Annotated in this window: 15 protein-coding genes and 1 pseudogene; 3 read left to right on the top strand and 13 right to left on the bottom strand. The window is 41.5% G+C overall.

All coding sequences use genetic code 11. From position 1 onward, the window contains the following. Positions 1–60: 60 nt before the first annotated feature. The 4 genes from V7L12_RS06815 to V7L12_RS06800 form a co-directional block, all read right to left on the bottom strand. On the bottom strand, positions 61–1,059 hold the full coding sequence (locus V7L12_RS06815) for a helix-turn-helix transcriptional regulator (protein WP_335083258.1): 999 nt from the start codon (positions 1,057–1,059) through the stop codon (positions 61–63). Positions 1,060–1,335: 276 nt separating this feature from the next. After that, on the bottom strand, positions 1,336–2,751 hold the full coding sequence (locus V7L12_RS06810) for a right-handed parallel beta-helix repeat-containing protein (protein ID WP_335083256.1): 1,416 nt from the start codon (positions 2,749–2,751) through the stop codon (positions 1,336–1,338). A 106-nt stretch (positions 2,752–2,857) separates the two neighbouring features. Next, on the bottom strand, positions 2,858–3,487 hold the full coding sequence (locus V7L12_RS06805) for a precorrin-8X methylmutase (protein WP_335083254.1): 630 nt from the start codon (positions 3,485–3,487) through the stop codon (positions 2,858–2,860). 109 nt (positions 3,488–3,596) lie between these two features. Further along, positions 3,597–4,403, bottom strand: a complete 807-nt coding sequence (locus V7L12_RS06800; RefSeq protein WP_335083252.1) for a TPM domain-containing protein — start codon at positions 4,401–4,403, stop codon at positions 3,597–3,599. 355 nt (positions 4,404–4,758) lie between these two features. Between V7L12_RS06800 and V7L12_RS06795 the strand changes: the two genes are divergently transcribed. After that, a complete protein-coding gene (locus V7L12_RS06795) occupies positions 4,759–5,055 on the top strand; it encodes a DUF2281 domain-containing protein (RefSeq protein WP_335083250.1) in 297 nt (98 codons plus the stop codon). Positions 5,056–5,188: 133 nt separating this feature from the next. Here V7L12_RS06795 and V7L12_RS06790 read toward each other — a convergent pair whose 3' ends face one another. The 3 genes from V7L12_RS06790 to V7L12_RS06780 form a co-directional block, all read right to left on the bottom strand. Next, positions 5,189–5,728 carry a DUF948 domain-containing protein gene (locus V7L12_RS06790; RefSeq protein ID WP_335083248.1) on the bottom strand — a complete coding sequence of 180 codons (540 nt, stop codon included), beginning with the start codon at positions 5,726–5,728 and terminating at the stop codon, positions 5,189–5,191. Between the two features lie 11 nt (positions 5,729–5,739). Then, entirely contained in the window at positions 5,740–6,090 is a 351-nt protein-coding gene (locus V7L12_RS06785; RefSeq protein WP_292867016.1) for a YtxH domain-containing protein, read from the bottom strand. A gap of 507 nt (positions 6,091–6,597) precedes the next feature. Further along, the gene (locus tag V7L12_RS06780) at positions 6,598–6,933 is read right to left on the bottom strand and encodes a hypothetical protein (protein WP_334824590.1); all 336 of its coding nucleotides are present in this window, start codon (positions 6,931–6,933) and stop codon (positions 6,598–6,600) included. A gap of 509 nt (positions 6,934–7,442) precedes the next feature. Here V7L12_RS06780 and V7L12_RS06775 point away from each other — a divergent pair. Then, complete coding sequence (locus V7L12_RS06775; RefSeq protein WP_335083243.1) at positions 7,443–7,613, top strand: hypothetical protein; 171 nt, start codon at positions 7,443–7,445, stop codon at positions 7,611–7,613. Between the two features lie 91 nt (positions 7,614–7,704). Continuing rightward, the gene (locus V7L12_RS06770) at positions 7,705–8,697 is read left to right on the top strand and encodes a metal ABC transporter solute-binding protein, Zn/Mn family (protein WP_335083240.1); all 993 of its coding nucleotides are present in this window, start codon (positions 7,705–7,707) and stop codon (positions 8,695–8,697) included. Positions 8,698–8,966: 269 nt separating this feature from the next. Here V7L12_RS06770 and V7L12_RS06765 read toward each other — a convergent pair whose 3' ends face one another. From V7L12_RS06765 to V7L12_RS06740, 6 genes and pseudogenes are all read right to left on the bottom strand, one after another. Then, entirely contained in the window at positions 8,967–9,464 is a 498-nt protein-coding gene (locus V7L12_RS06765) for a DUF427 domain-containing protein (protein WP_335083332.1), read from the bottom strand. A gap of 109 nt (positions 9,465–9,573) precedes the next feature. Further along, positions 9,574–11,142: an HlyD family efflux transporter periplasmic adaptor subunit gene (locus V7L12_RS06760; RefSeq protein ID WP_335083238.1), complete on the bottom strand. Its 1,569-nt coding sequence runs from the start codon at positions 11,140–11,142 to the stop codon at positions 9,574–9,576. An 87-nt stretch (positions 11,143–11,229) separates the two neighbouring features. Continuing rightward, positions 11,230–14,241, bottom strand: a complete 3,012-nt coding sequence (locus tag V7L12_RS06755) for a peptidase domain-containing ABC transporter (RefSeq protein WP_335083236.1) — start codon at positions 14,239–14,241, stop codon at positions 11,230–11,232. An 809-nt stretch (positions 14,242–15,050) separates the two neighbouring features. After that, entirely contained in the window at positions 15,051–17,519 is a 2,469-nt protein-coding gene (locus V7L12_RS06750; protein WP_335083234.1) for a putative Ig domain-containing protein, read from the bottom strand. A 471-nt stretch (positions 17,520–17,990) separates the two neighbouring features. Beyond that, positions 17,991–22,286, bottom strand: coding sequence for an amino acid adenylation domain-containing protein (locus tag V7L12_RS06745; protein ID WP_335083232.1), 4,296 nt, complete (start codon positions 22,284–22,286; stop codon positions 17,991–17,993). After that, positions 22,286–25,549 (bottom strand): annotated as a pseudogene (locus tag V7L12_RS06740) (non-ribosomal peptide synthetase); the annotation flags it as partial. The pseudogene V7L12_RS06740 and the gene V7L12_RS06745, both read right to left, overlap by 1 nt. Positions 25,550–25,569 lie beyond the last annotated feature (20 nt).

The following is a 25,569-nucleotide window of genomic DNA, read 5'->3' as shown; positions in this document are numbered from 1 at the left end:
ACTCAAATTTCTGGTGTAACGTGAAGCCTTTTTTATCCCTAGACGGATTTTTTTTTATCGCTAGACGGATTTTTTCTGCTGCATTTGATATTGCTTAGGACAAAAACCGAATTTTTTCCTAAAGGCGGTGGTAAAGTAACTGTGACTGATAAAGCCAACAATGTTAGCAATTTCTGACACTTTCATATCTCCAGTTTCTAGGAGTTGACGCGCTTGTTCTAAGCGATAGTGATGTAAATAACTAAAAGCTGTTGTGCCAAATACCTGACGAAATCCCTGTTTGAGAAGATAGTCGTTTAAACCTACTGCCCTTGACAATTCCATAAACGAAGGCGGATTACTTAATCGTTTCACCAGAATATCTCTGGCATGATAGGTTCTTTCTACTACATCCGACTTCAAAGTGTGAGGGTGGTTATTACCATCCTTAATTTTTATCTCCTGTGCAACCAACATTCCCATCAACTCTAAAGCTTTACCTTCCAAATACAGCCGCTTGGCAATTCCTTGATAAGGACACTCAATAATTTGCCGTGTAACAGTCTGCATAGCAGGTGTTGCAGTTCCACAATTGCAGTAATATGTTTGATGAGATTGCCGAATCCACGGTTGCAAAACTTGAGGTAATTGTCCTTGTTGATTGGCAGCAAAAGAATATAGTGATTCAGCCTGCATCAGGATATTCACCTCCAGAAAGGAGTTTTTATCTGAACAATAACTCGTTTGCTTGGGATCTAGTCCACTTCCTACGAAACTATACTCGCCTGCACCAACACTTCTGTATTGATCGTGATGTTCTCCAGAAAAATGAAAGTGATACTCTAACCAATCATGTTCTTGTTCTGGCTGTATAATAATCATGCGATCGCGCATTTGCAAATTGCCAATTATCAACTCCAACCCTTGGCGTAACTCAATTCTCCGCCAGTAACCTTGTCCCAGCCGTCGCGGATATTTGTATACCACATCCAACACATCATCTGGATCTGGGTGTTGGGAACGTTCCACCGTCTCCTGAAATAGTTCATCAAAGGCTTGCTGGGAAAGGGTGATTGTCATAGCGATCTTGAGATAAAAACTTAGCTCTTAAAAAGAAATATCTCATTAAAATTTGTCTATTTGATTTTAGGTTCCCGCTTCTCCTGTCGGAGACGCTACGCGAACGGGAAACCACTTCGTGTCTATGCGCCCTACCCTGCGGGTAGCCGCTTTGCGTCTATGCGGTTTCTTTCTTATATAATTTGGCGCATATTTATACAAAATTGCTACAGGAGGTTCGAGCTTTCGGACTCGGGATAAATCTATCTCTCCTACCCTGAATTTCCTGCCTTATTGCTAACGAGAGCATCCTACTTTGATGAGTTTTCCTTGCAAACGATAAGTCACCGTCCCGCAGGCAAAACCTGCCGACTTAGGTTCTACATAAGACCGTGTTGGCGGATTTTGTTTATCTAACCGCGATTTCCAATCGCCAGATATTTTTTCTAGAGTGGGATACTTGCTTAAAAATTGTGAGTCTGCAACAATATCGTGAGACCCCTTAACATTTATTTTAGAACTATTGATGTAGATATTATAATCATAAATAACGTTTTTATTTTTAGTCTTATTATTAATATTTTTTCCAGGAAAAGCATAAAGAATGTTCCTGAGAATTTTGACATCAGATGAGGTATGAGCAAATATTTGCCCGCCATTAAGTTCTGGACTCTGATTATTTAAAACAGCTGTGTTATTTACAATATCAACATGCTCGCTTAAAAATGCATGAATACCCGAGCCACCATTATTAAATGCAAGATTGTTTTTAACTAAAGTATATCCTTTATATGCATCCAATTTTGAGTTATTCTGATCGTTTCTAGAACTATCGATAATAATACCATTACCATCTGTGATCTTTCCGACTGCAATCCAAGGGATGTACATGCGATTGTTGTAGGTTTTGTTATTAGTAACAAACATCTTGTATCCCCGCTTGTTGTCATAATTCCAACCGTTCAAAATCGAAATGCCACTGCAACCATAAACGCTATACCAGGCATTATCGAACACTTCGTTATTATCTATTGTCACATAGTCTGATTCAATCGCTGAAATGCCTGCTCCTCCACACCCATGTACCTTGTTATTGACAATACTTATATGATGACTACGACCATCTTTTCGGCCATCTACATTAATACAGTTTCCATTCGTTAGCGGGTTTTGTTTATTAGTTTTCTGACTCATCGCATAATCAAGAGTTATGTTGGCATTGTTTCCTATCACCTCCAACCCATTTATCTCAATATATGACGCTCCCTTGTGAATGAAAATTCCCTGCCATCCATTGTGTTGAATTTTAGGTCGATGTCCAGGATATGCTTTAAACTTAATCCATGCATTTGCTGTTCCAGAGCGAGTAATAGATACTACGTCCCCACCTGGTTTTGCATTCCTGTAGACTCCGTTCATAATCAATACTGTATCGCCAGGGTTAGTCAGATTTGCTGCCTTTTGAATTGTTCTAAAGGCAGATGAAGTAGAGAGTCCGCTATTTTTGTCATTTCCACTACCACTAACATAGTATGTTTTCGGAGTTGCCCTACTACTGATTAGCTGATGGCTAGATAGGATAATTTGTTTGTTAGTGAATATCTGAGGAATGTTTTCAACTAAATATATTTTTATCCTTTCTCGCTCAACCAAAAGACCTAATACCACAGGAATTGCAAGATATGCGCTTAACCTGAAACCTCGAATTACCACAACAAAAGGCTCCTTTATAGGCACTACTTAACAAAAATATAATATCAGGATATGTCAGTCCTTTTAAATACTATTTGGCATCAAGGGTATGATAAAGCCGACTTTTCTAGCTCCCCCGATTTCTATCTTGTCCATAGGCTTGCCAAGCTAAGTCTACCAACCCATCAACGATCGCAGCTGCTACAACTGCATTACCTTTGCGGCTGTCAATTATAATGTGAGGCACTAGAGAGTCTTGTAAACGCTCCTTAGCTTCATCAACATTTACAAATCCCACTGGAGTTGCGATTATTAAAGCAGGTCTAATTTCCTCAACTTCAATTAAATCCACCAGTGCAGTCAGTGCCGTTTGCGCTTGACCCACCACAAAAATGCCCTCTGGATAACGCTTTGCTAACGTTTCTATTCCCCATGCTGCGCGAGTTTTTTCTTTTTGAGGGCGTGTTAGAGCTTCCATGCTGCAATACACTGGATTCGCAAAGGTGTTTTGAATGTCGTAGGCAATACCTACTTGTACCATCGGGACATCTACCACAATCGTGGTACGTGCGGCTAGCGCTGCTGCTCCAGCTTGCAAGGCACGCTCAGAAAAGCGAATCAAAGACTTATACTCAAAGTCAGCCGTGGCGTAGATTACCCGACGCACAATCTCATACTCTGCGGGTGAAAAGACATGATCGCCAATTTCACTATCAATGATTGCTAAACTTTGAGCATCAGTTACGTGCCATTCCATTTTTGTTGAGCTTCTCAAATATTAGCTTTCAGCTTATCAGCTTCAGAGAGTTAACAGTTAGGAGTTAAAAGTTATAAGTTAATTAAACTACTCACTCCTAACTACTCACTCATAACTCATTACCCGAAGACCGAGTGAAAATAGGAGATAGATAGGCAACCAAGACCCCAATGAGAAACCCAGAGATATTGCGAACTAAAGGCAACCAGTCGCTCGTACGTGTCACAACTGGCCCAATGCCGAAGGCAATAAACAATATTCCCCACAAAGGTGAGAAAATTAAAGCCCATTGCCAAGCAAAAACTTGTCCTTTTTCGCGGGGTTGAGCTGCAAATCCACAAATCACCCCACCAATAACTGAGGTAATCAAGGTGAGAATCCACTGTTCTCGTGGTAGTCCGGGGACAACATTGCAACCCCCTTTAAGCAAACAGCCTTTAACCGATTCTAAGGCTTGTAGAATGGCTTGGTCTTCGCCTTCTTCTCGGACAAAGTACAAATTACCGAAACGGGTTTGCAGTTCTATCCAAAAAGTCCGGGGTAAAAGTTCATAAACAGCATCACCGACGCTAAAACTAAGGATGTTACCACCACGAGAATCAGCAACGAGTAGAATGCTTTTGTCATCCAAACCCCAATATTTTATAACCGCGCGACCTGGGGTGCGGTCATACTGGGTTAAGACTCGCAATTTCCAGCCTGTGTCGGCTTCAAACTGCTCTAAATCTTTGACAAGCTTTTCTTCTTGCAGCACAGGCAGAGATTTAGCTAAATCTACAACTGGGGTAAAGGTGTCAGGAAGTAACTCAGGATTGTCATAAGCCAGTGCTGGGGGAGAATGCATCACCCAAATTGACCCAGCCAGGAAAAATATTGCAATAGATATTAGAATTCGTCGCCAAAAACAAGATTGCATGGACGTTTTTATACAAATATCAACGGTAAAAGCGAACAAGTTGTTTTAAAAGAGTACTAGAAAAATGATAGTTCTTTACACTTGTTTACTTTACTCTAATCTAGGGGATCAAAGCAAAAGGTTTTTGGAGAGTGGAGAGTAGCCTTCGTGATATATAAAGATAAAGTGTATTTTGTCAATCAGTTAAAATACTCAAAATCTTCCTGTGGCTAGGGAGAGGGGAGCAGGCTATAGACACTAGACTCATCCACCCTATTTTTGATTATTATTATCGTCAAAGTTTTTAACAACTCAAAATTGACTAAGCCATAGTGGGTTCCTCATACAATAAAAGGGAAATGATTAGAGGTGAGAGATGACTAACAAAGAATTATTAATCCAAGAAATAGAAACTTTACGGCCGGAGTTGCTAACAGAAGCACTCGATTTGATCCGTTCTATTAAGGTTAACTATACAAAAAAGGAGTTGCAACTAGGTAAGCTTGAACCTATCCCTTTAAGGGATTCTACAGAAACTTCTAATGATCAAGAGCAACTTACATACCGTCCTGCTTCTGGACGCTCCATCCTTCGACACGCTGGCACTTGGGAAGGTGACGACTTTGAAGAATGCCTTCTAATTAACTTTACAGTACCTATCGTTCAGCTATAGTTAAAATACAGCTATCTCCAATTAAAATATAAGTTTATCCATAAACGAAAATCGCTTTTTTTAAGCTGATGAAATAGCACCTTTTGACATCCGCAACAAGGAAGATAAGCAATGCTCTATGCCCTTTTTTTGCTCAATCTTCCTCATCGAAATTGTTTTCCCAGCTAGTGGCGTCGTTGTAACCGTCATTAGCGCGGTACACTTCTGCTTTGATTCGGCGATTTTCTTGCCTCAGCACTTCTCGTTGTCGCAACGTCAGTGGTGGTTTTTCATTATTTGGCAAGCGATCGCTCATCCGCCTTGCGGGTTTTTGGCGCGTGAAGTTTCTCCAAGCAGCTTTCGCGCCAATAAAGATACTGCGTGTACCTACTTGCAGATTTTGAGCCTGTTTTCTGGCAGTATCAAGACTTTGGTCAACTTGTTTCGCGACTTGACTAGCACTTTTTACGCCTTCACTGACATCATCGGTTAAGTCAGTAAGTTCTAAGCCAGTCACGCGGATAGCTTCTAAAGTGGGTGGTAACTCCCGTGAGAGAGTATCAAATAGCTTTTCTGCACTGCGAGCCGCGCGTGCTAACTCCTGCAAAGCCGGTATCGCCGCCACTAAAACCGCAGTCAAGCTTGTGGCGACTAAAAGTAAAGAAAGTCCCAACCAAAACAGGGGTTCAATCACGGTTGTGTCATTTATGAACGTTCTAATTGCTGGGGAAGTGAATCTGAGTCTTCAACAGATGTTTGTCGCTTCAAGACTTGGCTTTCTCGCTGACTGGCATCTACACCTGCTGCGATCGCTTCCCGTAATCTATCTAAAGTGTCATCCCAGTTTCGTAGGGCGCTAGCAGAGAGACGATCTGCCTGAATTTGCACACTCATTGATAAATCTTCTGCCAATTCTGGGATAGCATTGGCAGATTTTTTCAAAATTTTACGCGTTTCGCGCCCTGTGCGTGGAGCCACCAGTAAACCGGTTAAAGCACCGATGGTAGCTCCTAGCATCAAACCGCCAAAAAATACTCCAGAACGGTTATTAGACATCTTGTTGTTTCTCTCCTTACACCCATTTTAGGTGGGTTTTCTCCCCTTGCAAGACTTAACCGATTTTATTCAGTTAATCTATGGTGACAAAATATCAGCCAGAAATGTTGCTTTTATTCATTAATACTAAAAGCATTAATTACTTATAATTCAAAACTCCCTGTATCTCCCAAAGTTTTGATACCTCCGGTAAGCCTTCTGGCGGGCGTTTCTTTGTGTTATGTCTTGCGTGGTTCCGTACCCGGTATGGCTAGGTTGCTTAAGATTAGGTTATGGAAAGAGGAAGCGATGCCTGCGGCGGGCTATGCCTACGCTAGAAGCTAATGCACCCTATGGGATCTTACTACGGACTTCTCTATATGTCCCCGCATCACCCCTAATCATAAATGTTCATCTCAACCTGGCATACAGAAGATTTCAAGTTGGTGAGGTACACAAGCTAATTCTGTTTCCCAGGTATAAAGCGTGTTTTACTCCTGAATTCTGAATTCTGAATTCTGCTGTAACTCATTTTGCAACTGTTCTTTTCCCAGATATTAACTCTAACTTCAGAAAATAACGCTGCCAGATTTGCCGTCCTAGCAAAAGTAGACTGATAATTTGCCGCACTTGTTGAATTTGTATTTGTAGCGCTTGATTTCTCTGCCGTAAGTTATAAATATTCTGTTGACTGAGATAAATATTTTCGGGTGCTTTATTCAGGGCTGCATTGGTACAACTTTCATAGGCGGTTAACCTATCTGCTATGTATGCTAGCTGCTGCTTAAGTTGCCACACCCGCCAAGCCACATAGATTAGTATCAGTGAAATCAGGGTGTTAATTATGACAACTAAAATTACCATTGTTTATCTTGACCAATATTAGCTTTGAGGAATTGTTCTATATACTTGATTTGGCTCTTATTTAATGATGAAGAAACTAAAGGATAAAATTTATGGCACAAAGTACATCTGGATTCTGGCAATAAAAAGTAGTTAGATGATGCTCTAAACGATATTGAAAGGCTTTACTAGCTGAAAATTAGTGTAACAAAGGTTGATGGCTAAAAAATCGCCAATTTGCCAATTTTGTAACAATGATATGTCCACACCTCGCAAAACCACAGCTACAATTGCCTTAGATTCACGACTCGGTTTGCGAAATCAACCCGTATGCTCGATAAGCCCCATCATTACTACCTCCCACTCCTTAACCTGATAATCTTAGTCAATTTGCAACCTTTGTGGGATGTAAGCACAATGGTATAGACCCTTCAACAGATGGTAAGAGAACTACACTACACTCCTTGGAGACTCCCTAGCATTGCCTTTATTATTGTGTTCCTACCTCTACCAGTTTTCTGGCCTGTCGTGTGCAATTAACTAATATTTTGCCTGTAAAAACCTTACTAGTGGTTCGCCAACCAAAAATTGCTGGGTGTGGACTGGGAAAACAGACAAGTGATAAAGGAGAAAGTCTATTAATTCCTCTTCCCTTAACCTTTACCCTTTTCTTTGCCGAAGGCTTCCCCGTCAGCCCTTAACCTCTTCCCTGCTGAAGACTTTCCCCTGGTATTTTACTAATACTTTACCAATAATGATTATCTTTTTTTATACATCCAGTAGGAGCTGAGGATGTCAAAAAAATCACCATTGAATAATTTTTTCCCAGCTATTCTTGCTGCCTTGACGATTGGATTTGTTGGGTGTGGAAATCAAGCTGTAAGAACTACATTCACTCAGACTAACACCCAAGTAAATGAGAATCTTCCCCAAGTTGTAGCGACTACAAGCGTATTGTGTGACTTAACCAGGCAGGTTGCCGGAAATACAGTTAACCTCACCTGCTTAATTTCCCCTACTGCCGACCCCCAATTTTATAAACCAAAACCGGAAGATCGTAAAGCCATTCAGCAAGCTAATCTTATTCTTTATAATGGTTACAATTTTGAACCAAATCTGATCAAGTTAATTAAAGCGACTAAAAACCCTACACCAAAAATAGCCGTCGCTCAACTGGCAGTGCCTAAGCCACAAAAATTTCAGGCAGGTGGTAAGAATGTAACCGATCCTCATGTTTGGCACAATACCAAAAATACTATCAGAATGGTGGAGGTAATTAATAGTAATTTGAGAAAATTACAATCTAGTGATGCAGAAGCTTATAGCAGTAATACTAAAAAAATTACAAATGAACTCACTCAACTAGATAGCTGGATTAAGTCAAGAATTGCCAGTATTCCTACCAAAGAACGTAAGTTAGTTACAACCTCTGATGCACTGAGTTATTACGCCAAAGCATACCGTATTTCATTGGCAGGAGGATTGCAAAGTATTAGTACTAACAAAAAGCTGACAGCCGAACGAGTCAAAAATTTGGCTACAAACATTAAACGGGCTAAAGTGTCAACAATTTTTGCTGAAGTGGAAATTAATCCTAATCTGATTCAATCTGTAGCCACAGAAGCTGAAGTGAACATTTCTGACAGAAAGCTATATGCTGAGGGACTTGGTGAACCAGGAAGCGATGCGGACACTTATCAGAAAATGATGGTTGCCAATACACGCACAATTGTAGAAGGACTAGGAGGGACGTATTTGATGTTTGAAACGAAAGCTGCTAGGTAGCTAGAACATCAATTCAGTAATCCGAGAAACAGGTTTTTTTGATATTTTAAAAAACTTAGTTTATTAATCTATCTTTGGAAGACAGAATTGGAGTTTTAAATATTACGGAAGATGGGTAAAAGAGATTCTGTTATTCAGATTTATCAAGTGTCCACCATACCAATGCTTTCTTTTGCATCTCTTTGATGAACCCATCTTTCCCATCCATATATCCGATGATATCGTTAGGATATTGTTTCGCTATTTAAAATCCAAAATCCGAAATCGACTCACCATCCCCAAGTACCAGGAGCGCCTTTAAATGGCCCAACAATATCACTGGTTATCCAACCGCCATAGAAATTACCTGGTTGTGGTTGCACCTCTTCGCCATTAACGTAGCATTTATCCATTAAATGAGCATAAAAAGCTACATACTCTTTGATAGATTCAAAGGCTGGTGTGGGTTTGGGGTAGAACCAGGCAGCATTATGGACTTCTTTATCACCAACTCGAATTGTGTAGTAACCAGCACTTCCCTTCCACTCACAAAAGCTAGATTGCGGAGTCATCTGTAGATATTCCATTTTGATATCCGCTGGGGGAATGTAGTAAGAAGGAGGATGACTGGTTTCTAAAACACGTTTGGCGCTGTGAGTATCTACAATTACTACTCCGTTAAAGATTATTTGGATATGTTTGGTTGTGTCCTCCAAAAGAGGAGGACGGGGATAATCCCAAACTGATTCTTGTCCGGGAGCAGGTTCGATGCGTTGAAAATTAACCATCATCAAGAGTGTTGAGTGCTGAGAGAGGAAAAAGTACTCAGTACTGATGTACTTAGTGAAGCAGCAACTCTCCTTGTGGAGTCACTGCGGTCTTTTAACTCAACCCTCTTCATCGTACCTCTTTAAGAGCATCAACTTGCTTGGTAAACAACTCAGTGAATAAACTAAGCACAGTTCGTTCTTCGCGCACTTTTATATTGGCACTGATGGACATACCTGATTGCAAGTTAACTTTTTTGCCCTTAATCACTAGGGATTGCTTATCTAATGAGACTTTTGCCGGAAATCTGTAAAACTGATGGGTTTGGTCTGGCGGTAATGCGTCTGAACCTATCCCAGTCACTTCTCCCTTGATATCGCCAAACTCGCTGTAAGGAAAGGAGTCAATTCTGACATCTACTTTCATACCTTTTCGCACAAACCCAATATCTTTGTTAGTGATGAAAACTTCAGCGATATAGTTTTCATTGGGGACAATTTGCAACAGTTTTGTAGTTGGAGTTGCGACAAATCCAGGATTTTTTGCTTGCAAATCAAAAACTGTTCCAGCTACAGGTGCGCGTAGTTCTTGATATTTAACGTTTAACTGTGATTGAGATATTTTACTATTGACATCTGCCAAACGCTGCTCATTATCCAGCACAACTTTCATGAATTGGCTATCGATTGTGGCAATCTGCTGTTTGTTCTGAGCTATTTTATCCAAAATATTTTTATCAGAAACAGCGACCGTATTGCTTAACTCTTGTTGTCCTTTTTCTATATCAAACTGGAGGCGTTTTAGTTCCTCACCTAGTTGCGCTACTTCCGCTGTACGGTTTTGTACTTCTTGTTTCTGGTTAAGATACTGAAGTTGAGAAATACCACCTTCTTCTGCTAATACTTTCAGTTTATTTAAAATCCCCTGTTGAATAGCTAAACTTGATTTACTATCTTCCAGCTTAATTTGATTTTGAGTAAATTGTTTTTTGGTTTTTTCTACTTCTAATCGTGCTGATGAGGAGCGAGAGTCTAATTCTTGTTTGGCTACTCGTAGAAGTTGTTGTTCATCAATTCCTACTCCAGAATCTTGACCAGAATTTTTTAATTGAGTGCGGAATAATTCATTTTCTGCTACTAGTGCTGACCGACTTTTTAGCAAAAAAGCAGTTTCTTGTGGCAAATTACTACGCAAATATAACAGTTCAGATCCATTGGCCGTGCTTGCATTCATCAATCGGCGATAAATCTGGTTTTCTTTCATTAATGCAAGGCGAATTTTATTCAAAGAATTTAATTCGGCAATAGAGGCTATGGAATCAAAAGTTAGCAGTAAAGTTCCTGGCTTTACTTCTTGTCCATCTTTAACATTAACTGTTTTCACCACTCCACTAACAGGAGCCTGAACTTCTTTGACTGTTCCTTGCGGTTTTAACTGCCCTGTTGCTGGCACTACTTGCTCAATTTTTGCAAAATAAGCCCAAGCAATTCCAAAGCAGGCTAGCCCCACGAGTGTAATCATGATTGTACGCGACCAAATTGGAGATTGGCGCAAGACAATAGATTGCTCAAATTCCTGAGTGTTGGAGTTAGTTAAAGACTCTTGAATAGCTTTCTGTTGTTTTGTCAGTACCCGTGAATCTTGCTTCACTCCATTTTTGTGATTGCCGTTGAGGTGATTCCCATTAAGTTGAGTCATAACGATTTTGGGTTTTGGATTTTGAATTTTTTGTAGGGTGGGCAATGTTTCCCGATGCCAAAAACCTTTGCCCTCAAGAATGACTAATTACAAGTTTACATCTTGTTGCTGATACAGGTAATAATAATGACCTTTAGTAGCCATTAATTCTTGATGGCTACCTTGTTCTATAACCCTGCTATTATCCATCACAACAATCATGTCTGCATTACTCACGGTGTTCAGTCGGTGGGTAATAAAAAATACTGTATCACCCTTGAATGCTTTGGCTAAGTTGAGACATATTTGCCGTTCCGTGGGATAATCTAATGCACTAGTTGCTTCATCTAAAACTAATAATTTTGGTCGTTGTAAAACAGAACGAGCGATCGCAATTCTTTGTCGTTGTCCACCTGAAAGTGCAGAACCCCGTTCTCCCACCCGCGTGTTGTAACCGTTGGGTAAGTTCATGATAAACTCGTGGGCGCACGCAACCTGAGCCGCTTCGATAATTTCTTCGGTTGTCGCATCGGGATTGGTTAGGGCAATATTTTCCTGAACGCTGCCGTCAAACAATAATGTTTCTTGGGGAACTACGCCAATTTGTCGTCGCAGCGAATAAAGTTCCACTTTGGCGATATCATAACCATCAATCAAAATTCTGCCGGACTCAGTTTCGTAAAGTCTCAGCAGTAATTTCATCATCGTACTTTTACCAGACCCACTTTGCCCGACGATGCCGATAAATTTACCTGGCGCAAATTCCAGGTTGACATTAGAAAGTTGCAGAGGACCACTTGTGCCAAACCGGAAGGAAACATTTTCATATTTCACTGCTCCCTTGATCGTAGGTAAAGGTATATTGTAGCGGTCTGTTTCTCCTTCTTGTGGGGTGTCGACAATATCGCTTAAACGCTCTAGAGACAAGGCTGTTTCTTGGAAGCTTTGCCAGAGTTGAGCTAAACGTAATATTGGGCTGGTGACGTAACCCGATATAATCCTAAAAGCAATTAATTCGCCTAAAGTTAATTGTTGTTGCAGTACTAAATAAGCTCCTACCCACAAAACTAGTAAGCTGCTGAGTTTGTTGAGAAAGTTACTGGTAGAGTTAGCGAGGGTAGAAGTCACAACTGTTTTAAAACCAGCAGCGACAAACCGGGCGTAACGCTCTTGCCAGGAAAAGCGCGATCGCAATTCGATATTTTGCGCTTTTACTGTTTGAATGCCTGACATCACCTCCACTAAATAAGATTGAGTTTCGGCGTTGCGTTCGGCTTTGGCACGTAACTGTCTGCTAATAGTGGGAGAAGCAATTAAGGTGATCACGACAAACACAGGAATTGTGCTTAAGCCGACTAAGGTGAGTTGCCAACTATAAATCAGCATTACACCGATATAAACCACCGAGAACAGAGCATCTAACCCCACTGTTAAGGCAGTACCCGTGAGGAATTGGCGGATATTTTCTAATTCGTTGATGCGAGTGGAAAGTTCACCCACCGGTCGGCGTTCAAAATAGCGCAGCGGTAGACGTAGTAAGTGGTCAATGATTTGCGACCCTAAACCCATATCGATCCGATTAGTGGTATCGACAAATAAGTAGGTTCGTAAGGTAGTCAACACTGCTTCAAATAGTCCGACTACTAATAACAAAATCCCCAAAATATGTAGTGTGCCAATACTATTTTGAGTAATAACTTTGTCGATAATTAACTGAACGACTAGGGGATTTGCCAACGCTGCCAACTGCACGAAAAAGGAAGCAATAAAGACCTCTATTAGGACTCGACGGTGCTTTGACAAATAGGGTATAAACCACCGCAAACTAAAACGCTCTTGCGGCGTTTGATTGGTAGCGTTCAGCAGTAATACCCTAACTTTGGGCGGAAAGTCAGTTGGATCGACATCTAATTGTTCAACCAATTGAGCGGGTTTGCAACGCACAATTCCTTTGGATGGGACACCCACAACCACGGTATTTGCATTTACTTCATATAAAACGGCAAAATTATCACCATAATGAATCAGCGCCGGTGTCGGAATGCGCGTCACTGAGGCGACTGGTAACTCTATCAACTGCGCTTTAAGTCCAATTAATTCTGCCAGGTAAGCAGTCACTTGAAACGATATAGTGCCCTGACGTTTGATTTGCTCAGTTAAGATGCGGCGAACCACCTCTCGACGAAACGGTATTTCTAGGTGCTTCGCGAGCATTTGGAAGCAGGCGAAGGCTGAATTTAGTTCTCCTTTACCACCAAAAAATGGGTATTTTTGTTTTGACGAATTCTTTGAATTTTCGGGGGGTGTCTGTGGAACTATTTCGTCTGATGCGTACGGAATAATATCTAGGTCGTTAGCGCTATCTCTATCTACTCTGGTTTCAGTTACCGCAAGTTCTATCTGATGATTATCTTCTAAAATCAAATCTGACGGATGTATACCAAGCAAGCGTGCGGGGTTTTGACCGATGACCTGGATCTTGTCTCTGTCATCGTCTGATTCTAGGCGATCGCCAGGTGAGAAATTCGTGACTGTACCACCGCCACTCACAAACCAAACGCTTTTGCTATCGAGTTGGTTGAATGGAGTTTTTCCTAAAGGGAAATAATGTATTTTCGCCTGGGGTAAGGCTTTTTCTGCCAGTTCTCTGAGATTTAAGGTAGCGATCGCTTGCTTTTGCCAATAGGAACCGAGAATATCGAAAACTTCTACCAAATAACTGCGGTTCTTACGAGCTTCGGCAAAAGCTGGGTATGAAGCCAGAAAGCTAAAATATGCTGATGCACTCAAGGTTAAACATACTACTTCGGTGGAAGCGATCGCTGTTTCACAGGCGACATCGCGCAATAAACTGATTTCGCCGATAATTTCCCCCGGTTGCAGTAATTTTAGGGTGATTGGCATTTGCGTCTGGGGGTCATATCCTAACAGGCGCACTTGTCCTTCATAAATGATGGTGATGTGTTCCGGGAGGCTTTCTTTACCGATGATTTTCTGACCTATGCGATAGCGCCAGGCTTGCAGTTGTTCTGACAGATTAGCGATCGCCCCATCTGGCAACTGCTCAAACCCCTCTAGGGCGGTGAGAAATTCGGGAAAAGTGTTCTTAATATAAGTCATATAAAACAAGTAAAAGTGAGGAATTAAGTCGAAAATATTAAGGGCTATCTCTTTTACTAACAGTGGCAGTGTTTGGTTTTATGCCAGTAGTGACAATACTTTTCTGGAATTCAGGTGTTTAAATGTGTAAAACCACAGAGGAAAGGTTCGTCTAATTGCAGACCTGTTTTTATATCACACGGTTACGATTGTTATGCGTTTTTCAAAACCAAGCATAGTATAAATAGATCGAGGATAAGTTATCACTTGGTTAACGCCATATAATTTATACAAAATTAAAATCAATATTTAGCATTGCAAGTATGCAATATGGATACCGATCGTCAAACCAAGACACATAAACGCGGTTGTTAAATTTAGCGTTGCATATTTTAATTTATGATAATCAACATGAAAATATCACAGATGCTTTCCTAAGTAAATACCCTAATGAAAAATTATGTAATAAAAAAAACTTTAAATTTCTGAATTATTTTTTACATCGAATATAGAGATTGACAATATCACTAATGGCGAAAAACAGGAGCTTTCCTCGTTAAACATCACCTATACCTAATTATGAAAGAATTCTCCATCACTTTTTTGCTAGCTTAATTTAATAAAAATTAACTGGAAAAGTAAAGGTGAAGATTTTTGTCACCTTAGAGGAATCAACTATTAAATTTATGAAGGAAAGACAATAACTGCCTTCAGTAAATTTACTAATTTAATTAATAGCGAGTCCATTTAATCACCATGCATAAAATAACCTCATGCCGCAACCGGGATGAGGTTGTTTTATTTTCCTAAGTAATTACTTGCCTTTGATACTAGGCAAGATTGGCACTCAAATTGACTTGCACAATCACATCGTTGTAATCTTTGTCACCACCATTTGCTAAATCTTCAAAACCAAAGGTATTATTTGCCAACAGCCGAATGTGATCTACTTTATCTGAATTAGCACCCAAGAATGTGAAGTAAACATTTTTATTGGCATTACCATTGAGAATCTCATCGGGTCTCCCATCCACAACAATAAATGGTGCAAACAAAGAATTCGGATCGAAAGTGCCAGTGTAATTTGCAGTGCCTTGGTTGCCCACCGCTAAGTCAATGCCTGCAACACGCCCACGCACAGCAGCTTCGGCGTAGCCAGCCTGTCCAACGAGAATATCTGCCGTGCCATCACCGTTGGTGTCAATACCACCATTTTCATCAGCTACCTGATAGAAACCGACAAAGTTATTGTAAGATGCCTCTCTATTGACTACAAACTCAGCTGTTACTGGTTGTGTCACACTCCGTAAATCAATCAGTTCGCCTTGATATTTGCCTTGCAGACCAGTACCCAAAGATACCTCTTGATTGGTTGGCTGAATATTCACAACCAAATTCTGGAAATTAAGAGAAAACCCTTCATCTTCTATGTTGTTATTTGTCGCTGAGGAAAAAAGCACACTTGAGAAGGGGGTTTTTCCAGACAGTACAGCTTGAGTAGTACTGTTGGATACCAGATAAAATCTGAGTTCGGTATCAGAGTCGAATTCTAAAATGTTTTTCAGGTCGGCAGGATTAAAACCATTAGGCAAATTGGCAAGAGTGGAGAAAACCACCTTTGAACGCAAAAGAGCCGCTTGTGTATAGCCTTCTGCACCAGGGGCTATGCCGTTAATCCTACCTTCTTCATCGTCAACAGTAAATACATTTAGTTCATTCACCTCTTTAGAGGTGTTGTTTTTAATCTGGATTGAGAGTTTTCCTTTATCACCTTTAATGTTCAGCTTAGTCTTGACACTAAAGGTATCGCCTGTAACTGTCACTAGAGGAGTATTGTCAGCAACTGCAACTTGAAACACATCACTGGCTTGCTCTCCAGCAACATCCTTAGCTGTGACTTTGATGTTCAAACTACCTACATCCTCATTCTCAGGAGTACCACTGAAGGTAAGGGTAGTAGGATTGAAGTTCAACCAAGTGGGTAGTAGGTCATCATTTTCCAGGGTTGCAGTGTAGGTGAGAATGTCTCCAACATCCGCATCAGTAAAGGTGTCAACTGGGACGGTGAAGTTAAAAACTGTGTCTTCAGTGACTTGTTGATCTGCTATTTCTTTTACCAAGACTGGAGGATCATTGATATTATTAACCGTGAGTTGAAACACATCACTGGCTTGCTCACCAGCAACATCTTTAGCGGTAACTTTGATGTTTAGACTACCTACGTCCTCATTCTCAGGAGTACCACTGAAGGTAAGGGTAGTAGGATTGAACTTCAAGCCATTTGGCAGAGGATCATCGTTTTCTAGGGTTGCAGTGTAGGTAAGGATGTCTCCAAAATCCGCATCACTAAAGGTGTCATCTGGGACAGTGAAGTTGAAGAGTATGTTCTGGGTGGCTTCTTGGTCTGCAATTTCTTTTACCAAGACTGGAGCATCATTAACATTATTAATCGTGATTTTAAACACATCACTGGCTGTTTCTCCACCAACATCCTTAGCGGTAACTTTGATGTTTATACTACCTACGTCCGCATTCTCAGGAGTACCACTGAAGGTACGGGTATTAGGATTGAACTTCAACCCATTTGGCAGAGGATCATCGTTTTCTAGGGTTGCACTGTAGGTGAGGATGTCTCCAACATCCGCATCAGTGAAGGTGTCATCTGGGAAGGTGAAGTTAAAGAGTATGTCTTCAGTGGCTTCTTGATCCTGAATTGCATTCGCTACCAGTGGGACACTTAGTACTGAAGCATAGGCTGCCATTACTTCTGGCTGAAACGCCAGAGTAGGAACAATTGCCCCCGTAGAAACTTCCAGTTCCCAGTCACCACCTAATGCAGTACTCCCCGTTAAGTCATCAGACGCCGCTACTACTGCACCTGTCAATTCACTCAGACGCTGTACAAATGCTTTACCTTGCTCTGTTTGCCCGACTTCGCAACCATACAACAGCAGTTGTGCATCTGCACTCAAAACATTTGCCCAGTCCATGAGTTGCCAAGCATAATGGTTGAGGGTTTCGTAGCTGAGTTGACTGTTCCCCAGGTAGACTTGCCCTGGTGCGCCATGAGAAACAATGTGTAGGGTGTTGATTTCCTGATGAGTTGCCAGCACTTGGCTAATTTGTTCAATGCCATTCTGGTCAGGATCTAAGACTACAACAGAGGTGTTCGGCAAGACACCTGCTACCAGACTTTGGTAGTTCTCAACCTGTGGGTCTATGAAAACTAGGTGAGTAGCAGGTATTTGCTCATACAAGTCTTGAGTTGGCTCTTTTGCGATCGGGATGGTGTCTGACATAATTACTCTTATTAATTAATAGTTTTTTCGTTGCAGCCGTTGCGTGCTATATCCTGGAAATCACGTATAAGCAGGATTTTTTTTGACATTGCGAAGGAGTCAATTATTAAACTTATATAAAAGGCAAATAGTTAACTCCAGTAAATTTACTGCTTAAACCTGCGGATCAATATTACCATTGCCATCGCAAATAACATCAGGTCTGGCATCAATAACAATAAATAGTGCAAACAGGGAATCAGCTTTGAAAGTCGCGGTGTAATTTGCTATTTTTTTGGTTATTCACCGTCAAAAAATGCCTGCAACACGCCTACACACAGGTTTAGGACTGATGCAAAGGCTTTATTGGCGATCGCATTTATACATAATATATATAGATAATTGAAGTTATTACCTACAAATAAAACAACCCCATCCCGGAAGCGAGATGAGGTTGGAAAGCTCTAATTATTTCTGCGAATTAGATGAATTTTAGATGTCTACAATAGCTCGATCTATACAAGCCCTCATCTTTTCAGATAGAGTTCGGACATGGGGTTCTCTAAAAATAGAGTCGTGGTTTCCTGGGACATTTTGAATATCTAAACCTCCTAAGACCATTTCACTCCAACCCATTTGGGGGTCAACTTCCCGTTTTTCCAATGCAAAGCGCTCTTCTGCTCGGAATATAGTGACTCGACCTGGATAAATTTGTAGAACGTATTCTCTAGCTGCCTGTTTATTGGCTTCTTCAATTGTTAATTTACGGTAGTTATAAGGTACAGTCCGCCAGATTCTTAAAGAGAATTTAAAGAGCAATTTTCGGAACTTTTCTTGAAGTTTATACTTCAGCCAAGAACTTTTGTTCCTGATTTGCTCAAGCACGTAATTAGTCCCAAGTTTTGTCAGGTTGTCCCAATGTTGAGAAACTCGCTTTTCTAATGGCGCTTGTTTAATATAATTTGGACCAGTGGTATCAAATAAAGCTAAGAGAGCTACTTTTTGACCTTGCCTTACGAGTTGTTGAGCCATTTCCCAAGCTACTAGTCCGCCAAAGGAGGAGCCACCCAAAAAATAAGGGCCTTCAGGTTGAATAGTTTGTATCTCTTTGATGTAATGAGCCGCCATTTGTGCAAGCTTGGTAAAGGGAGCTTCTTTCCCATTTAATCCTCGTGCTTGTAGTGCATAAAATGGCTGATTTTCACCAAAATGAAGTGATAAATCTCGATAGTAGAGGACACTTAAACCAATTGCATGGATACAAAATAGAGGTGGCTTAGAACCGTTGGGCTGCATTGGTACTAGTGATGACCAAGGCATCGATTTTTCTGAGTCGATACTAGTACTACTCTCAACCTGATTATGCCTTTCTGGCAAAAACCCTTGCTGGCGAATAAAATTAGTTAATTGTTCAATGGTTGAAGATTGCAAGAGAATAGCTAAGGGCAGATTTAGACCAAATGTTTTTTCAATCTGAGAAAACAGATGTACTGCAAGTAGTGAGTTTCCACCCAAATCAAAAAAGTTGTCTTTTATGCCAATGGGATGAATACCTAAAAGGTTTTCCCAGATTTTAGTTAACTGAAGTTGTAATGGATCTTCTGCTGTGGCAAATGTTTTTTCTATTTTAGAATTAGTTGGATTCAGCGCAGATAAGGCTTGGCGATTAACTTGACCATTAGCATTTAATGGTAGAGAATCGACTATGAAAAAGGCAGAAGGCAATAAATGTTCAGGTAACTTTTGCTGGAGAAAACTCAGCAGTTGCTCACTCCCAAAAGTTTCCCCTTGTTTAGGGACAACATAAGCAACTAAACCTTTATCCCCAGGAACATTTTCTTTGGCAATCACCACAGTTTTTTGCACACCTGGATATTGACCCAAAATTGTCTCAACTTCAGCCAACTCAATGCGAAAGCCGCGAATTTTAACCTGATTGTCTAAGCGACCCAGAAACTCAATATTGCCGTCACTTAAGTAGCGTCCGAAGTCACCAGTTCTGTAAAGGTATGCCCCAGATTCGCTGCTAAAGGGATTGGGGATAAATTTCGCAGATGTTAATTCGGGACGATTAAAGTAGCCTTGGGTAACACCGATACCGCTGATGTAGATTTCACCAGTTACGCCAATAGGGAGGAGTTGCGATCGCCGATCGAGAATGTAGATTTGGGTATTGGTGATCGCTTTTCCTATGGGAATTTCTGAACGAGTGTTACTGGCTTCGGTGGCAGTTTCCGGATCGTAAACCGTAGCGGTTAACGTTGTTTCTAGCGATCCATAAGCATTCAGCCAGCGTACTTGCTTGCCAACTTTTTCTACCCAAGTTAGATAAGCATGGCGTGAGACTTTTTCACCACCAACCATAACTAAGCGCAAGCTGGCTGGCAAAGTTTGTGGAGATACAGATGGCTCTTTAACTAACTCATACCAAAAATAAGTAGGTAAATTGACAACGGTAATCTGTTGTTGAGCAATGAATGGGAAAAACTGCGTCGTCGAGTTTTGTAGCTCTTGAGACTGGAGAATTGCAGTAGCACCAGTAATCCAACTGGGGAAAAGTGATTCAATGAAAGTATTGCAATTGCTACTAAGTATAAGTAATAGGCGATCGCTCTGATTCAACTCCCAAGTTTCGCTAATTGCCAAGCTGTGGGTGACAAGATTACGGTGGGTAATAGCTATACCGTTAGGTTTTCCATTGCAGCCGGACACATACATCACACAGGCGATCCGATCTGTGGTGTGATTATCTGAATTTTCGGTCCCGTGTAGGGCGATATTTTCCCAATCACTATCCAAACAGATAACTTGTGCCTGATGCTCAGAGAGTTTCTCAAGCAATGAGCTTTGGGTTAATACCCAAGATATCTGGGCATCTTCTAAAATGACAGCCAAATCATCTCGCCCAGATGTCGGAGCGATCGGTACGTAAGTTCCCCCAGCTTTCAAAATACCCAACAGCCCGACAATCATCTCTAGGGAAGGCTTGACATAAAGACCGACGAGTACCCCCGATTTTACCCCTAGAGTTTGCAAATAGTGGGCTAGTTGATTTGCACGCTGGTTGAGTTGCTGATAGGTTAGTTGCTGATTTTCAAAACTTACTGCAATATTATTTGGAGTTCTTTTAGCTTGAGTTTCAAACCACTGATGGATACAAGTATCCTGGGGATAATCAGCTTGTTTGTTATTCCACTCAACTAACAATTGATGTTGTTCAGGTGCTGTCAACAGGGGTAATTCAGCAATCGGGCGATCGGGATTAGCAACAATACCTTCAAGTAAAGTTTTGAAGTGTCCCAACATCCGCTCTATTGTACTGGCATCAAACATCTCGGCATTGTAATCAAATACCATGCCCAGACCATTATCCTGTTCCCGCAAGACCAATGTTAAATCGTATTTGGTTTTGCCATGATAGATGTAGCCAAATAGAGAAGTGATAGTCAGATCAGGTAGTTGCACTGATGCCATGCCACGACCATTTGACCAAGGAGGATTGAGGGAGAATTTTACCTGGAACAGGGGCGAACTATTGCGACTTCGCTGTTCTGGTCTAAGTTCTTCAATTAGCTTTTCAAAAGGTAGGTCTTGATGGGTATAAGCTTCTAAGCAATCCTTACGCACTCGGTCTAATAATTCTCGGAAAGTTGGGTTTCCTGCAAAGTTACTCCGCAGCACAAGAGTATTAGAAAAAAATCCAATCAGCCCCTCGGTTTCAACTTGTCCTCGACCTGCACTTGCAAAGTTAATTAGTAGGTCTTCTTGTCCAGAATAACGATAGAGCAATAGCTCAAATGCTGCTAATAGAGTCATGAACAGGGTAACACCCCATTTTTGACTCAGGTCTGTCAGAGCATGGTTCAGCGCCTTTGATAGCAGCAGGGCAGCGCGATCGCCTTGATAGGTTTGTACGCTTTGAGGACGGGGGCGATCGTAAGGTAACTCAATGATCGGTAAATTACCTTCTAGCTTTTGCTTCCAGTAGTTTACCTGTGACTCTAAAACCTCTCCCTGGAGCCATTGATATTGCCAATTGGTAAAATCAGCATACTGCACTGGTAAGGGAGTTAAAGGAGAAGCCTTTCCTGCCGACAATGCTTTATAGATAGTAGTGAGGTCTTGATAGAAGAGATCGGACGAAGCTCCATCACAAACTATGCAGTGCATATTCCAAATTAGCAGATGCTCGCGATCGCTCAATCGGAGCAGTAACACCCGCAAAATCGGCCCATTGCCTAAATCGAAGGGTTGATGAGCTTCTTTAGTTGCCAGTAGGTGAGCTTCCGCCTCTCGTTGTTCATTTGCTACTTGCCGCAAGTCAATTATTGGCAATGTCAAGGAAACATCGGTGGCAATTACTTGAGTAGGCTTTCCATTCACTGCTGGAAAAGTTGTCCGCAGAACTTCATGGCGACGGACGACTTCTCTTAAACTTTCCTCTAAGACAGCAACATTGAGATTCCCCGTAAAACGCACCACAACTGGCATATTATTTGAGGAACTATCAGGTTCAAACTGATGGAGGAACCATATCCGTTGCTGACCAAAGGAAAGCGGCAAGTTGTCATTCCGTTCACAAGCGACAATTGGGGGAATTTGTGAACTGGCGGCTGTGTTAATTTGTCGGAGAAAGTTGATGATTTCGGCTTTTTGAGTTTTTAACTCGGTCAGCAATTCTGGTGTGAGGCTATCTTTTGCCGCCCGATAACGTAAGCGTTCACCCTCTAGCCAAAGTTTGACATCGCGCTGACGTAGCTCAGATAGTAGTTCATTTAATGTTTTCATAGCTCACCTTCCTCGTAATCATCAGCTGTTTCACTCTCAGCAGCTTGAACGCCTTGGGTTGCCCACCGCAGAGTTTCCACTCGTTCAGCCAAATCCGCTACCGTTGGTAATTCAAATAAATTGGACATCAGAATTTCTGCTTGCAAGGCTTGGCGCACTCGAGAAACTACTTGAATTCCTAGTAGAGAATATCCACCCAATTCAAAAAAGTTGTCGTTAATCCCAACCTGCTTGACATTAAGAACCTGCGCCCAGATATCTGCAATCTGCTGTTCAATAGGAGTGCGAGGTGCTAGATAATTTGCCTCCAGTTCTGGGCGGTGAGCATCTGGCTCTGGCAGTGCCTTGCGATCGACTTTGCCATTGGGGGTTAACGGCATAGCTTCTAGTGCCATAAAAATCGTTGGCACCATAAAATCAGGAAGTTGTTGTTTCAAGAATCGACGCAACTGCGAAATCACTTGCAAGCTATCTTGACCAGTTTCCGCAACAATATAACCTACTAAACTAGTCTCATTAGGAATGTCTTCTCGAACAACTACAACGGCTTCTTTTACTCCTGCAACATCCAGGAGTGCGGTTTCAATTTCACCCAATTCTATGCGGAAACCACGCAATTTTACTTGATAGTCGATCCGACCCAAGTATTCAATATGTCCATCTGGTAAATAGCGAGTTAAATCCCCAGTTTTGTATAAGCGCGATTTAGGGTTTGGGCTGAAGGGATTAGAAATAAATCTCTCAGCAGTCAGTTCGGGACGATTTAGATATCCCCTTGCTAATCCTTCGCCACCAATATACAACTCACCTGATATACCAATGGGAACGGGTTGTAAATGGGAGTCTAAAATGTATATTTGCGTATTAGCTAGAGGGCAACCAATGCCTATTGGTTTATTTGCTGTTGTCACCTTGTAGCCTGTTGACCAAATCGTTGTTTCTGTAGGCCCGTAGAGGTTCCACAGACAAGCCCCCTTCGGTAATAATTGATTTGCGAGGTCTCTAGGTAAGGCTTCGCCTGTGGAAATCATCTTCAGTTGAGGACTACCTTGCCATCCGGCTGCCAGTAATAGCCGCCAAGTAACTGGTGTCGGTTGCATAAAGGTTGCCCCGGAGGTGGTTAGGGCTTTTAACAGTTGTGTGCCGTCAGCCGCAACTTCACGGCTTACCAATACCAACTTTGCACCTACAGATAGGGGTAGAAAAATTTCTGAAACGGCAATATCAAAGGATAGGCTAGTAACAGAGAGGAGAGTATCTTCAGCGGTTAAACCGGGTTCTTTAGCGATCGCATTTAGGAGATTAACAGCACTCTGATGTTGAATTTGAACGCCTTTTGGTTGACCTGTCGAGCCAGATGTATAGATGACATAGGCTAAGTTATTGGCAGTGACGTTATGTGTCGGGTTATCTAACCCATAATCTCTGGATTGCCAGTTGCTATCAAGGCAAACAATCTCTGCTTGATGCTTGGGTAGACCCGATTTTAGCTTCTGCTGCGTTACTAGCACTGATACCTGAGCATCTTGCAACATGAAAGCTAAACGTTCTTGAGGATAAGCATAATCTAATGGTACATAAGCTCCCCCGGCTTTAAGAATGCCTAAAACTCCCACAACCATTTCCAAGCTGCGCTCGACACACAGGCCAACTAGAACTTCTGACCCGACTCCTAAGCTTTGGAGGTAATGGGCTAGCTGATTGGCTCGCAAATTAAGTTCGCGGTAGCTAATTTGTTCATTTTCAAAAATTACAGCGATCGCATCGGGAGTTTTTTCCACTTGAGTTTCAAACAGCTGATGAATGCAGATATTTTGGGGATAAGCTGTTTGAGTTTTGTTCCATGTTGCTAATAACTGTTGCTCAACTGCTGGCAAAATTGGCAATTTGGCAATACTTTGATTAGGGTTAGCAACTATACCCAATAACAAAGTTTCAAACTCTGCCATGCGGCGGCGGATAGTATCAGCGTCAAATAAATTAGTGTTGTACTGGCATTCGAGGATAAGTTCATCATGCGATTCCGTAGCATTGATAAACAGTTCAAAATTTTCGAATGCGCGGGGATTGGAGAAAAATTCTACCTCTAAATCGATAAACGGAAGTCGATCGCTGTCTAAAGCTTGATCGACATTAAATATAATCGGTACTAAGGGAATGCGGCTAGAATCCCGTGGCAATACTAATTTTTTTATCAGACTACCAAAAGTAAATTGTTGATGGTCATAAGCATCTAAGACAGCCGAGCGCCGCGATCGCAAGTAGTCGCTGAAAGATTTTTCGCCATTAATCTGGCTACGCAAGGGTAATAAATTTACACAGTGACCTACAAGATTATATTGCCCTAAAGCAGCTTGTCCGGCGGCTGGAATGCCTACAACTAAGTCGTTTTGTCCTGTTAGCCGGTGCAGCCAGACCTCAAATCCTGACAAAATGGTGGTCATAAAGCTACAACCGAGTTTTGTTCCTAGTTGTTTCAGGTTGGCAACTAATTCAGAATTTAAATGCCAATCTTCGCGGGCGGCGTTAAAGGTTCTGAGTGGTGGACGGGGGCGATCGCTAGGGAAATCCAGTACAGGTACAGAGTCAGCGAATTGTTCCAACCAATATTTTTCTGTGGCGATCGCTTCTGGACTATCCGCCTCTTCTTCTTGTAAAATCGCATATTCACTTAAGTAGTCTGGTTCTTCTAATTCAGGAACAATACCCTGTTGCAAGCCAGAATAAAGTTTACCCAAATCTGGCATCAGCACTGCCCAAGACCAACCATCACAAATAATATGATGCGCTGTCAAAATAGCTAGATGCTCCTGCGGCTGCAATTTAACAATTTTTGCCCGAAATAGCGGGCCATGTTCCAAATCAAAAGGTTGCTCTACCTCTTGTCGCCAGATACTAGCTAATTTTTCCTGTTGTTCTTGTGGTTCCAGGTTAAAAAGTTCAATAATCGGAATTTCAATTTGCCGAGAAGCAACAATGCAAAGTGTATTGCCATCGGTACTAAAAGTTGTCCGCAGTGCTTCATGACGTTGTACTAACTTTTCCACCGCAGACTGGAAAAGTTTGACATCAAGTTCGCCTTTTAGTAGCAGAGATTGAGACTCGTTATAAGCACAATTGGCAGCATCTCCCATTTGCACAGAAGCCCAAATTTCTTTTTGTGATTCTGTGGCAGGGGCAGTTAAAAGTAATTCTCCATCTGCAAATGGATCGAAGTCAACCGCAGTTAATGTGGATTGGTAATCTACAGGTGATAAGGTCATAAAACTTTATTATTTTCTCA

Source organism: Nostoc sp. (genome assembly GCF_036918245.1).
Lineage (GTDB): Bacteria > Cyanobacteriota > Cyanobacteriia > Cyanobacteriales > Nostocaceae > Nostoc.
The sequence above is the reverse complement of the archived record's forward strand: the minus strand, read 5'-3'. Positions and strand labels throughout refer to the sequence as shown.